A 13030-nucleotide genomic window follows, 5' to 3' on the forward strand; every position below is an offset into this window, starting at 1 on the left:
TTGAGTCTAATTTATACGTACAAGAGTGGCACCATATCCAAATCGGCTCTTTTGGGTATCTTGAAAATACTTAATATTTTCCAATTGGCTGAGGTATTTGTGAATTTCTTTTCGTAGTATTCCATTGCCCAGGCCATGTATAAAGGTGATCTCATCCATCCCAGTGGCAATAGCATAGTTAAGGTTTTTCTCAAAAGTTTCCATTTGTAGCTTGAGCATTTCAGTATTGCTCATGAATTCATGCTCTTTAGTAAGTTTTTCTATATGGAGATCAATCTGTTTTTCAGGGCGTTTGAATTGTTGGCTAACGGGCTCTTCTCCCTTGCCTTCGTTGAGTTCCTGGTTGAGTTTATTGATGTCCAAAGCCCGCGTTTGCTGGTCAATGGCAAATAAATAACCTTTTTTTCCTAACACTGGAGCCATGTGCTGATTTTTGAAAAATGAGGATGCTTTGAATTTAACCTTCTTCTCAAAAGGAGCCATGGTTTTCTCAGCCCGGTGGTTAATAGGGATAAACTGTAAGAAAAGCGGTGGCCAGTTTTCAAACTGAGGGATAGATTTTTCGTCTAGTTTTTTAGCGCTTAAGGCGCTAATGGTTCCAGAAGAAAGGGTTTTGGAATTGTCTCCAAAAATATCCGAAGCCATAAAGACATAATCTTTTTCTGTATTATTGATCAAATGGAGGCTCAATGTTTTGTCGTTGATGGGGACATAGCTTAGGTACAAACCATCTGTTGTCTTGGTGCTTTTTACTTCAGGAAGTGAGCTTTCTTTTTCCTGGACCTTTGAGCTCTTGTTTCCAAAATATTGTTTTTCGGTCTCATGGATGACCACTACCTCGTTTTTCATGGCAGGGATTCTAAAACCGTCCTCAATTTCTATTTCTATTCGTCCTCCGTTTGAAATTTTGGTAATGGTACCTTCCTCATTTCCGTGCAGTAATCGCACCTTATCTCCGATATTCATGATTCTAATGCTGCTTTATAGGTTTTTAGCGCTCTTTCCCGCGCTTTTTTGTGATCTACTATTGGCTCAGGGTAGCTGTCTGTGCCGAATTCTTTGACCCATTTTTTGATGTATTTATGGTCTTTGTCGAATTTTTTTATCTGTGAGCTTGGGTTGAAAATCCTGAAATAGGGTTGGGCATCTGTGCCGGTTCCTGCGGCCCACTGCCAATTGCCATTATTGGAGGCTAGCTCATAATCCAGTAATTTCTTTGCAAAATACGCTTCTCCCCAACGCCAGTCAATTAAAAGATGCTTTGTGAGAAAACTAGCTACAATCATTCTCACCCTATTGTGCATATGACCTGTGGCATTTAGCTCGCGCATCCCCGCATCTACGATGGGATAACCTGTTTTTCCTTGACACCATTTTTCGAATTCGTCTTCATTATTTCGCCATGGAATCCTGTCGTATTGACTTTTGAAGGATTGCTTGACAAGCCGAGGATGATGATAAAGAATCATCATAAAGAATTCCCTCCATATCAATTCACTAAGAAAAACTTCATTTAACTCAGCCACCTCTAATGCTAAATACCTTATACTTATGGTTCCAAAACGTAAATGGATGCCAAGTTTGGAGGTCTGATCCATGGCTGGGAAATCCCGGTTTTGATCATAGTCTTTGATCAGTGTTTTATCAAGCTTCTGTGGAGGTAGTTTTATGTCGGTCTCCTCGAAACCAAGATCCGCTAAAGAGGGCATTTCAAAAGCGGAAGTTTGATAGAGGGATTTATAATTTGTTTTTAAAATTTGAGGTGGATTTGACTTGAATTTTTTGAGCCATGCATTTTTATATGGAGTATAAACTTTATAGAAACTGCCACTTTCATTCAAAATTTCATCTTTTTCAAAGATGACCTGATCCTTAAAATCAAAAAAAATGACCTTTTGACTTTTTAAAAATCTGGCTACTTCCTGGTCTCTCTCCATTGCATAAGGTTCATAATCCCTGTTGGTATAAACAGATGATATTTTGTAGTCCTTTGATAACTGTTTGAAAATATCCAGAGGCTTACCCTTTTTAACCATTAATGACGCTCCCCTTTTTTTCAGCTCCTTATGGATTAATCCAAGCTGCTGATATATAAAGGTCACCCTTGGGTCTTTTCTGTCCTCAAGTTCTTCCAGGATGGTAGTGTCAAAAATAAATAGAGGGAGCACATTTTCTTCATTTTGGCAGGCATAGAACAGTCCTGTATTGTCCTGTAACCTGAGGTCTCTTCTAAACCAAAAAACGCATATTTTTTCCATTGTTAGTTTTTTACAGATAGAATAGAAAAATACTACTGATTGTTTGGTTGATTTTTAAGTTTTTCCTCGGCGGGTCTGGATTCCAGGATATTGATTTGTGGAAAATCGTTGGGGCTTTCAGGAGAAGGAGCGTCTGAACTTGGCGCACCTTCTTGGTAGTCGTATCTTAGAAAATCATCCGTGTCATTGATCAGTAGCTTCTCTTTTTTCTTTTTACTGATATTTTGGAATAACTCTTTAATGGTACTGAATAATAAAGTCTGTGAGACGGATACACCGTAGGTATTTACCCTGTCTATATTCAGAGAGGATAGATTACTGAAATTATTTCTGTTATAAATTCTGATTCTGTATCTGCCATCATTGGTGATCAGGTATTCGGCTTGCCAATCTCCTGCAATACTCCCTAAATCTGCATTTCCTTGAGGGTCTGTAAAACTTCCGTCTCGGGTCACCCTTAGCCGGCCATCCAAAAAGGTGTAGGCCACCCGGAGCTGGAAGGTTTCCAGGGCAGTATTGTCCAGGGAGGCCAAGTCAATGTTGATCTCCAAGTTCTGGTCTACCTGTGAGATAAGGGCGTTTAATTGGGAAGAAACCAACTGGCTTAGGTTAGAGAAACCGATTCCCGCACTGTTGAATTGGCCTTCAGGAGAGAATCTTCTCAGCATGATCAGTGAGAAGACCTGACGGTTTTTTTCCTGTTCGTCATTGGCTATTCTGTTTTTAAAAGCTGAGATGGTCGTTTGGGATTCTCCTTCTGGAAATTCAGAAAAGTCAAAATCAAAATTAATGTCTGGTGAAAGCAGAGGGCCATTAAGGTCCATGATCACCTTCACAGGATATCTTCTGTAAAGCTGGGAGTTTTCAAATTCCGGACTGCTGGTTTGGCTGTTTTGTAAACTGGTAAGGGAAACATTTTCTTCATAGGTCGCTTCTATATCCATCACCCCTTCATAAGGATCCCCATACCAGGAAATGTGTCCTCCTGGGAGGATTTCAAATTGCCGATTAATGATATTATAAAGGGAAAAATTGTATTTCGCATCTACTATTTCATAGTCTCCAGTCATGGAAAATTCACCTTGTGTATCAATATTAAGGTTAAGTATGCCTTTGCCTCTACCTTGGATATTCTCGCCTGTTCTTGGATCTATTTGGATTTCGGTGTAAGCATCAGGAGTGACATCCAATACAAAATTCATCCTTACATTATTGATCGCGAGTTTTTCTATGGTTTCTTCTATTTTGATTTCACGTGTGGTGTCCCTTACGTTGATGATATTGATAAATTCCTCTTGGGTCTGGCCTTCTGACTCTCCTATTGGGATATAAATTTTGGTATTGGGTTGGGTGGTAGCATTAGCCGTAATGTCCAGATTAGAGGCTGCACCAAAGATTTTCAGTGTTCCGCTGGCATATGCTGTGCCATAGAAGAGATCATTATCCCTTGCTGATGTGTTGAGCACCTGGAAATTGCTGAGATCGGAAGAAATATCCAATACGAAGTTTTTGAAGCCGTCATGAGCAATTCCCCCACTCATCCTTGCCGTGTTTTTCTGGACATCGGTTACGTTCAGGCCTCTAAAACTGATTTCATTTGGCGTGAAATTTATGTTTCCATCGACTGTATAATAGGTGTTGAGGTAATTTACCCTAACAGCACCGCCGCTGATTTTTCCAATTCCTTCAATATTGGGCTGGTTGAGCGTGCCTGTCATTTTTAGGTCTCCTGAGACAGTTCCGCCGAATTCAGTTAAATAAGTGGAGAGAAAAGGTTCCAATATGTCCAGGTTGGTGTTCTCTAGCTTTCCGTCCAAGTTAAGCTGGTCATCTGTGGTATCTATGTACCCTTTTACTTCTATGTTTTTATTATTGCTCCTGTAATTGGCCAGATTCAGGTTCATTTTATCATTTTCAAAATAGGTCGCAGCCTCAATGTTTCCGATTAGAAATTTATTGATGTATAAACTGTCGATGGTAAGGCTTCCGTAAGTTCCTGTGCGTTCACTAAAATTGTTCAAGGCAAAAATTCCATTGGCCTTGCCCTTGTACTTCTTATTATCAAATGTGTTCAGGAAATCCATGTTTACCTCATGGACCTCAAAGCCGAGGATCTCATCGGGGTTATCATTAATACGACCATTAAAAGCTAAATATTGGTCCTCATGAAAGAGCTTTAAATTGTCAAAATCAATTTGCCCATCAGAAATGGTAATCGAATTATCAGTGGCAAATTCCCAGTAGTTATCCAGGATTTTGATGTCTGAAGGCGCGAAAATTATATTGGTGTTGGTTTTTGAGAGTTGTATTTCACTTTTGATCTTTGCATAACTTTCCGTTTTTAGCTGATCAATATTGAGGTTGAAATCTATGGCAGATTCATTCCAGATAGCTTCTAGACTGAGGTAGTTGAAGTTGATGTCGGGAGTGAGCTGTTGTTCTTTGGAATTAATGTAGCAAGCTGCCAAGACCTCTCTTGAATTCCGAATTTTGGAGGTGTTAAAGTCCAAGTCGTTCTCAAGAAATATTTTGTTGTCGTATTGTATGGTGTCTATACCTGAATAAAAATTAAAAATGGTGTTTTCTGCTGTTTGATAAAAGGCTCCTTCCACTAAGGTGTTTTTGGAAATGTATAAGGAAGGTTCATATAGGTTAATGATGGGGTTGATATCGAATAAGTTCATGTTGATATCAATATTGTATTCCTCAAAATCATTTGTAAGTGCTGCTTCTGTTTGCATTTCTGAGTTGGTGAGGATGGCCAGGTAATTATCAAGTAATAGCAGTATGTCACTATAGACTTTTTTAGCTTTGAAATTTCCAGAGATGCTGGCTACCAGTAGGTCCGAATTAAGGGAGATCATTCTCGAATCTTCCGTGAATACAGATTGGAAAAAGAAATTGTCGATGCCTAAACTTCTACCTTCGTGACTGATCAGCAAGTCCCTGAATCTGGCGATGCCTTCTACTTTGTCAACATCGGTTCCTTTTGTATCCAGTTCCACTCCTCCGCTTACAAAAAACTCCTCTTCTGTTAATTTAATGGCTTTTAAATAGGCAGTATCCAGTCTTGCGGTAAGTCTGGCAGAATCTTTTTGGTCGCGAAGGTCCAGTACACCGTCAATATCCATTTTTAGATTGGGATCTTTTACTGCTAGTTTTCCTCTAAATAAGTCTTTACCAAAGGTGGCATTGGTTTCAATACCTGAGTAATTATAACCTAAAATCCCAATTTTGCTGACTTTGGTGTCAAGCTCAACCAATGCAGTTTCCAGCGTCGTACCAGTTCCTCTCAGGTTTCCCTTAAGGCTGACTTTTTGGAAGGTTTTTGGGTCTTCCATTATCTTGCCTAAATTAAAATCCTGTAAGCTAAGTTGTCCATAGTAGCGAGGTTGTCCTTTGTCTATCAGGTAGTTTAGTTTGCCCGTGAAATCTCCAATTTGGGTTCTGAATTCACCTTGCGTCTGGAAGCGGGTAAGATAGCCTGTGAAATCGGCATCAAAGAAAAAGGTCTTGAATTTATTCATTTCTTTTCTGCCTTTTTCATCCAAGTAGGGGGCAAGGTCGGTACTATTTACCGTGGAATTGACTAAGGATAGTTGAAAGAAGGTGCTGTCTAATTTGGGGAGGCCATCGATATTAAACTTTCCGAAAAGGGCACTTCTTTTTCCAAATCGGATCAATAATTCTTCAGAAAATAGATCGCTGACTTTTCCTGTGATCTGACCGCTCAAATAGATTTTGTCATCAAAGTCGGGAATCTTGCTGGTGAAGTATTTCAAGTCTTTGATATCCAGAACGGATTCATCCAATTGGGCAATAATATTTACCTGGTTATTAAAGTCACTAAGTGATCTGATGTTCTCGTAACTGAATTTCAAGTAATTTTTTATGATGGTTTCATTGGACTTGAAATATAAGTTTTGGAATTCCATTTCCTGCGGCGAATAGCTGAACAAAGTCCTCAATTGTTGGAATTCCATTCCTGAAGTGGATTCCAATCCACGCAGGTACATTATATCAAAGTTGAAGTTGCTTCCTGATGCTACGAAGTTTTGGGCTCCTCCAAATAATTTTCTAAACCTAAGACGTGTGTAATCAAATCCGTTTTCAATTTTGTCTTTTCGAAGGTCAAAAATATCAAGAGACGTTCCTTCAAAGAATATATTATCAATAATAAATTCACTGCTCTTTGAATGGTTTTTCTTTTTTCTCTTTCCTAAGAAGCTGTTAATGTTTTGTATGAAACCGGAAATATTGGGAGCGGAATCACCTGGATGGATGAGGAATTTAAGCTTCCCCCCCTTCAATCTTATTTCATCGAAGCCTGGCCTGTTGGTGTCTAGCAGTCCCCGAAGGGAAAAATCTATGAAAATTTCATCCAAGTCAGCCATTAGACTATCTTGAGGATCTTTTACAGTAAGGCCTTTTAGACTGATGGTGTCCCACCAACGGATATTTACTGTCTGAATTTTTGTTTCATAGCCCGTGTTCTTACTGAGCATAGAAGCAAAAAACTGGGTAGCTTCAGTTTGAATTCTTGGGATTTGCAATGCTCCAGCAACCAAAAGTAAAAGGATCAGCAGAAAAACTGCTACTCGAAGCATTCCCCGCAAAGCTTTCTGCAAAAATTCCGTAACTTTCGATTTCTTTTCCAAAGGATTATGAAGAATATTAATATACTCGCTATAGAGTCCTCATGCGACGAGACATCAGCGTCTATTATATCTGACGGCAAAATACTTAATAATATTGTCGCCACGCAATCGGTTCACGAAAAATATGGGGGGGTTGTGCCAGAACTTGCTTCTAGAGCACACCAACAACACCTTATTCCGGTGATTCATGAGGCTATTACCACTTCTGGATTGCAAAAGGAAGCGCTTTCAGCGGTTGCTTTTACCAGAGGGCCGGGCTTGATGGGGTCCTTGATGGTCGGTGTTTCGTTTGCCAAGTCATTTGCCTATTCATTGGGGATACCATTGATCGATGTAAATCATATGCAGGCCCATATTTTGGCACATTTTATTGATGATCCCAAACCTCAATTTCCCTTTATCTGTTTGACGGTAAGCGGAGGACATACCCAATTGGTCTTGGTGAAGGATTATTTGGAGATGGAGGTGATCGGTGAAACCTTGGATGATGCGGTAGGGGAGGCGTTTGACAAAACTGCTAAACTGTTGGGCTTGCCCTATCCGGGAGGGCCCTTGGTAGATAAGTATGCCCAAGAGGGTAATCCTGAGGCTTATAAATTCCCTGTTTCGGAAATGCCAGGATTGAATTATTCGTTTAGCGGGATTAAGACTGCTGTACTCTATTTTCTGAGGGATAATATCAAGGAGGAGCCAGACTTTATAGAGAAGAACATGGCAGATATCTGCGCATCTGTTCAATATACTTTGATCAAAATGTTGATGCAAAAAATAAAAAGAGCGGCCAGGGAGCATAAAGTGAAGGAAATAGCGATTGCAGGAGGGGTGTCGGCCAATTCCGGATTAAGAAAGGAATTGGAAAGATTGGCAGGGGAGTTGAATTGGAATATTTATATTCCCAAATTTGAGTATTGTACAGATAATGCAGCTATGATTGCGATGGCGGCACATTATAAATACCTGAAAGGAGAGTTTTGTGATTTGGATGTCAGTCCAATGGCGAAAATGAAAATCGGTTAATTAGCGTTTAGAGATGGCGAAAGAAAATAGATTCAGTAAAGTAATCAATATAAAGAACAGGAAGGCAAGTTTTGAATTTGAGTTTTTGGATACGTATGTGGCAGGATTGTCCTTGATGGGGACAGAGATCAAGTCTATCCGAGAAGGGAAGGTGTCTTTAAAAGAGGCCTTTTGCTATTTTAGAAGAGGAGAGTTATTTGTTAAGCAAATGCATATTTCTCCATATACCCAAGCTGCACATTTTAACCATGATGCGGTAAGAGAACGCAAACTTTTGCTTAATAGAAGAGAGCTTGATAAATTAGAGAGTAAATTAAGCGAGAAAGGACTTTCTATTATTCCTGTTCGTATATTTATCAATAACAAGGGTTTAGCGAAAATGGAGATAGCCCTGGGTAGAGGTAAAAAACTTCATGACAAACGTCAGGACATTAAGAAAAAGGATGCAAAACGAGAACTTGATAAAATGGCCTATTGAACAAACATACGGTATATGCAGGTTAAGCCTGATAAGTGTATATCAGGAGCCAAGACATGGTTCAGGCCTGCTTACCCAAATACTTTTTGGAGAGACTTACCAAGTGATGGAAGGTACTCCAGATGAAAAATGGCTTAAAGTGAATGTGGAAGTAGATGGGTCGGTAGGATGGATTCCGGCCATACAACATGAAAGTGTATCCAAAGAAGCATTTGATTTTTATCAAGAAGAGGATTTTCAGGTGGTCACTTCACCGCTTTCCTCATTGAAATTCAGAGGGGAAACCCTCTATATATTGCCAGGGAGTAATTTGCATATCGGTTCCAGTGAACTTTTTGAGATGGATGGGACGGTTGCTTTCAAAGGAAATTCAAGATGTTTTAAAGAGAAGGCGAGCAGGGAGGAATTGGTGTCTCTTGCCCGAATATTTGTCAATGTGCCCTTTCTGTCAGGCGGAAGGGGATTTTTTGGGATTGGTTCGGGTAGTTTTATCCAACTGGTCTATAAAATGGCAGGTTATATGGTGCCGAAGTTTATTTCCCAATTTATTGATGCAGGCAAAGAAGTTTCCTATACTGAGATACAGCTTGGTGATATCGTCATATTTGGAAATTCGAAAGATATTCCCCATCATGCAGGAATATATGTGGGTGAAAATCAGGTGATTCATGTAAGAGGGAAAGTGAGGGTGGATGCGGTGAGATTGGATGGGACCAAAATGGCTAAAAACAATTCTCCCTTATATCAGGTTTTGAAAATTAGGCGTTTAATGTAGAATAATGGAAAAGAAGGTGCTCGTGCTTAACTTAGATCATACGCCAATAGCCGTGGTGACGGCTCAAAAGGCGATGGTGCTTACTATTTTGGAAAAGGTAAGCGTATTGGCCGATTATTCTTTCTTAAGCATCCGAACGATAGACCAGGAATTTAAATATCCGGCCGTGGTAAGGTTAGATGAATACAAAAATGTGCCCTACAGGGGAGTGCTGCTGAATAGGAGCAATCTGTTCAAAAGAGATAATAACGAATGCCAGTATTGCGGCTCACAAAAACACCTTACTATTGATCATGTTGTGCCACGTTCCAAGGGAGGCAAGAGCAATTGGACAAATCTAATTACAGCTTGTCATAGATGTAATGTACAGAAGGGGGATAAAAAACCTGAAGAGGTGGGGATGTTATTGAGGAAAAAGCCATTTAAACCAAACCTTTCTTATTTTTTGGCAGAGTATGCGGAAAAAAATGCAGAGGAATGGGTGCCGTTTTTAGATATGAAGACGGTCCAAAGTGGCTGAGTTTTTCTGGATTTGCCTATTAATCTGAAAAATGCACGAATGCTAAAGTGAATAATATGATTATCCGTTTTCATACCAGTAACCTTATTTCTCACAGATTCCACAGATCTACCTGGCGGAAGACAGGTTTTCACTGATTTAAACCCTCATTTCAGTCAGATCTGCCCCGTTTTTTTAGGGGATGTTTTGAAGGGTGAACTTTACTGGTGCAATAGCGGATATACATAACGAATATTATGTTTTTCTGGTAATAAAAGGTGTTTTCTGTTTTTCTTTTGGGTGAATGACAAACAATTTAATCGATTAATTTTTATATTGGATTTTTAACCAAAATCTAAGTTACCGTTGACTATACTTTATGTCCTGCTGAGCATTTTGCTCTTAGTGTTGCTCATTGTCTGGGCAAAAATCAATCCTTTTCTAGCTTTCTTAATCACTTCCATTACTGCTGGTTTTTTACTGGGCATTCCGGTAGATCAGATTGCTGGTTCTGTCCAAAGTGGGATGGGCAAATTATTGGGTGACTTGATTATCATCATTACCATGGGAGCCATGCTTGGGAAGGTGGTGGCTGAAAGTGGTGCTGCACAGAGGATTGCAAGCTTTCTGATGAGGATATTCGGGAAGAAATATATTCACTGGGCAATGATGGTGACCGGTTTGGTCGTTGGTATCCCTTTGTTTTATACTGTGGGTTTTGTTTTATTAGTGCCATTGGTGTTTACCGTAGCTTATCAGTTTAAATTGCCCGCTATTTTTGTGGGGATTCCTTTGTTGGCAGCTTTGTCCGTCACGCATGGCTTTTTGCCACCGCATCCTTCACCGGCAGCATTGGTAGCTCAGTTTGATGCCAATATGGGATTGACCCTATTGTACGGGATTATAATTGCCATTCCCACTATTTTGGTGGCGGGGCCTTGGTTTGCTCAATTCCTTAAGAAAATACCTTCGCATCCATTAGAAACCTTTCGTGCTAGTCCAAAGCCAGAAGAAGAGCTTCCTAGCGTATTAAATAGTTTTTTTTCAGCCTTATTGCCGGTTGCCTTATTGATTGGGACGACTATTTTGGCCTTGAAAGTGCCTGAGAATAGCTTTTGGTATCCATATATAATATTTGTGGCTGATCCTGGAATGGTTATGTTAATTTCACTGATAGTGGCTACATTTACCTTGGGCTTGGGGATGAAGGTGGAGATGAAGGAATTGATGGAGCAATACGTTCGGGCGGTGAAGGATGTTTCTATGATTATCCTGATTATTGCTGGAGCTGGAGCCTTGAAACAAGTCTTGTTGGATAGTGGAGTGAGTCAGGTAATCGCAGATTCCTTGGAAACTTGGGATGTACACCCCTTATTGCTGGCTTGGATCATTACAGCAGTAATTAGAGTTTGCGTGGGTTCGGCAACTGTCGCTGGGCTGACCACGGCAGGTATTATCGCTCCTTTAATCCATGACTCTGGAGTGGACCCAAATTTGGTGGTATTATCAATAGGGGCCGGTAGTTTGATGTTTTCTCATTTTAATGATGCAGGGTTCTGGATGTACAAGGAGTTTTTTAATGTAAGTATTAAGGATACCATTAAGTCTTGGTCATTGATGGAGACCATTGTGGCGGTTGTGGGGTTGATAGGGGTTATGACTTTAGATTGGCTTTTGTTCTAGAAAAATTTATGTCCCAATAGAGGGATCAACAATAAAATATACAATAGATGTCTGCGGAAGAGAATTTTAATAAGCTAGGGCTAAGCTTACCTCCGGCTCCCAAGCCTTTAGGGGTTTATAAGCCATGTTTGATCGATGGGAAATACCTATACCTTTCAGGTCATGGGACTGTGCAGGATGACGGAAGTCTTATTATGGGAAGGATAGGTTTGGATTTGGATATGGAAGAGGGAAAGTTGGCCGCTCGTCAAGTTGGTTTGGCGATGCTTTCTACCATTCGTGAAAATATGGGAAGTCTCAACAAAGTGAAGCGTGTGATTAAGGTGCTGGGGATGGTAAACTGTGTTTCGGATTTTGAAAGGCACCCTTATGTTATCAATGGGGTAAGTGAACTCTTTGCGGCTGTGTGGGGAGAGGAAAATGGCATAGGTGTTCGAAGTGCTGTAGGTTTTGGCTCCTTGCCTGATAATATTCCTGTAGAAGTGGAGGCAGTTTTTGAATTACATTAAAAATGCTTTTAGAAGACTTACAAAATTGGTATGATGTAAAGGGGATTGAAAAGATAGATTCACCGTCTTTGTTGGTGTATCCCAGAAGGGTAAAACAAAATATTAAAAGGGCTGTTAGTATGGCTGGAGGACCTGAATTCCTTCAGCCTCACGTCAAAACTTTCAAATGTCAAGAGGTGGTGCATTTGATGATGAATGAAGGTGTTTATAAGTTTAAGTGTTCTACTATAGCTGAAGCAGAAATGCTGGCCATGTCTGGAGCTAAAGAAGTTCTAATCGCTTACCCGATGGTAGGGCCAAAGGTGGATAGGATGGTCAAGTTGATTTTGGCTTATCAGGATACCCAGTTTTCTTGTCTGGTGGATTGTCCTGCCCAAGCGAAGCATCTTTCTGATCACACGCATTTGGCCGAGGTATATCTTCGGGTGTATCTGGACCTAAATGTAGGTACTGATCGTACTGGCATGAAACCAGGCAAAAACGCCGAGGCTCTTTATGACCTCTGTAAGTCAACCAGTCATTTGATCATAATGGGTTTGCATGTGTATGACGGGCATCTTCGGCAAATTGATATAAAGGAAAGAAGATTGGCGTGTAATGAGGCCTTTGAGCCGGTTCAGAAACTGGCTTCTAAAATGGAAAAGAAATATGGAAAGGAAGTTTCCATCATTGCTGGAGGAAGTCCTACGTTTCCTATCCACGCGAAAAGGGAGGGTGTGGTTTGTAGCCCAGGTACTTTTCCTTATTGGGACAGGGGCTATGCACTGAGCTTACCTGAGCAAAAATTTACCTATGCGGCAGTATTGATATGTCGAGTGATTTCAAGGCCCGCCAAAGATTTGATTTGTGTCGATCTGGGTTATAAGGCCGTAGCTTCTGAAGGACCGTTGGGGAATAGGGTTTGGTTTTTGGATTATCCAGATTTAGAGCCTGTCAGCCATAGCGAGGAGCATATGGTGCTCCGGGTACAAGAGGATATGGATCTGACGGTAGGGAAATTATTGTATGCTATACCTTATCATATTTGTCCCACTGTCGCGATGTATGATAGGGTCTTGTCCATAGAATATGAGAAAGTGTCAGAAAGATGGGTTACCAGTGCTAGACGTAGGAGAATAAATATTTGAAAATAATTTTAATAAGTGTCTTTAGA

General features: G+C 40.3%; 10 protein-coding genes. 7 read left to right on the forward strand and 3 right to left on the reverse strand.

Features of this window, described 5'->3' with window-relative positions; all coding sequences use genetic code 11:
• Positions 1–6 precede the first annotated feature (6 nt).
• Genes KZP23_RS10385 through KZP23_RS10395 form a run of 3 tightly spaced genes read right to left on the reverse strand, consistent with a single transcriptional unit; the run spans position 7 to position 6865 of the window.
• Complete coding sequence (locus KZP23_RS10385; protein ID WP_226336169.1) at positions 7–966, reverse strand: Smr/MutS family protein; 960 nt, start codon at positions 964–966, stop codon at positions 7–9.
• Positions 963–2258: a cryptochrome/photolyase family protein gene (locus tag KZP23_RS10390; protein WP_226336170.1), complete on the reverse strand. Its 1296-nt coding sequence runs from the start codon at positions 2256–2258 to the stop codon at positions 963–965. Before KZP23_RS10390 ends, KZP23_RS10385 begins: the two co-directional genes overlap by 4 nt.
• 32 nt (positions 2259–2290) lie before the next feature.
• Positions 2291–6865 carry a translocation/assembly module TamB domain-containing protein gene (locus KZP23_RS10395; RefSeq protein ID WP_226336171.1) on the reverse strand — a complete coding sequence of 1525 codons (4575 nt, stop codon included), beginning with the start codon at positions 6863–6865 and terminating at the stop codon, positions 2291–2293.
• Positions 6866–6922: 57 nt separating this feature from the next.
• Here KZP23_RS10395 and tsaD point away from each other — a divergent pair, with 57 nt between their 5' ends.
• The 7 genes from tsaD (at position 6923) to KZP23_RS10430 (ending at position 13004) form a co-directional block, all read left to right on the forward strand.
• Complete coding sequence (gene tsaD, locus KZP23_RS10400) at positions 6923–7933, forward strand: tRNA (adenosine(37)-N6)-threonylcarbamoyltransferase complex transferase subunit TsaD (RefSeq protein ID WP_226336172.1); 1011 nt, start codon at positions 6923–6925, stop codon at positions 7931–7933.
• A 13-nt stretch (positions 7934–7946) separates the two neighbouring features.
• On the forward strand, positions 7947–8411 hold the full coding sequence (gene smpB, locus KZP23_RS10405) for an SsrA-binding protein SmpB (protein WP_226336173.1): 465 nt from the start codon (positions 7947–7949) through the stop codon (positions 8409–8411).
• Positions 8377–9186, forward strand: coding sequence for a C40 family peptidase (locus KZP23_RS10410; RefSeq protein ID WP_226336174.1), 810 nt, complete (start codon positions 8377–8379; stop codon positions 9184–9186). The genes smpB and KZP23_RS10410 overlap by 35 nt, the downstream gene beginning before the upstream one ends.
• A 4-nt stretch (positions 9187–9190) precedes the next feature.
• Positions 9191–9706, forward strand: coding sequence for an HNH endonuclease (locus KZP23_RS10415; protein ID WP_226336175.1), 516 nt, complete (start codon positions 9191–9193; stop codon positions 9704–9706).
• A 345-nt stretch (positions 9707–10051) separates the two neighbouring features.
• On the forward strand, positions 10052–11368 hold the full coding sequence (locus KZP23_RS10420) for a gluconate:H+ symporter (RefSeq protein WP_226336176.1): 1317 nt from the start codon (positions 10052–10054) through the stop codon (positions 11366–11368).
• Positions 11369–11415: 47 nt separating this feature from the next.
• On the forward strand, positions 11416–11877 hold the full coding sequence (locus KZP23_RS10425) for a RidA family protein (RefSeq protein ID WP_226336177.1): 462 nt from the start codon (positions 11416–11418) through the stop codon (positions 11875–11877).
• A gap of 2 nt (positions 11878–11879) precedes the next feature.
• A complete protein-coding gene (locus tag KZP23_RS10430; RefSeq protein WP_226336178.1) occupies positions 11880–13004 on the forward strand; it encodes a D-TA family PLP-dependent enzyme in 1125 nt (374 codons plus the stop codon).
• Positions 13005–13030 lie beyond the last annotated feature (26 nt).

This window comes from Echinicola marina (assembly GCF_020463795.1).
Classification (GTDB): domain Bacteria; phylum Bacteroidota; class Bacteroidia; order Cytophagales; family Cyclobacteriaceae; genus Echinicola; species Echinicola marina.

Coding starts and splice junctions, on each gene's coding strand:
- smpB (WP_226336173.1), top strand. CDS start 7,947: ATGGCGAAAGAAAATAGATTCAGTAAAGTAATCAATATAAAGAACAGG.
- KZP23_RS10385 (WP_226336169.1), bottom strand. CDS start 966: ATGAATATCGGAGATAAGGTGCGATTACTGCACGGAAATGAGGAAGGT.
- KZP23_RS10395 (WP_226336171.1), bottom strand. CDS start 6,865: ATGCTTCGAGTAGCAGTTTTTCTGCTGATCCTTTTACTTTTGGTTGCT.
- KZP23_RS10390 (WP_226336170.1), bottom strand. CDS start 2,258: ATGGAAAAAATATGCGTTTTTTGGTTTAGAAGAGACCTCAGGTTACAG.
- tsaD (WP_226336172.1), top strand. CDS start 6,923: ATGAAGAATATTAATATACTCGCTATAGAGTCCTCATGCGACGAGACA.
- KZP23_RS10430 (WP_226336178.1), top strand. CDS start 11,880: ATGCTTTTAGAAGACTTACAAAATTGGTATGATGTAAAGGGGATTGAA.
- KZP23_RS10410 (WP_226336174.1), top strand. CDS start 8,377: ATGCAAAACGAGAACTTGATAAAATGGCCTATTGAACAAACATACGGT.
- KZP23_RS10415 (WP_226336175.1), top strand. CDS start 9,191: ATGGAAAAGAAGGTGCTCGTGCTTAACTTAGATCATACGCCAATAGCC.
- KZP23_RS10425 (WP_226336177.1), top strand. CDS start 11,416: ATGTCTGCGGAAGAGAATTTTAATAAGCTAGGGCTAAGCTTACCTCCG.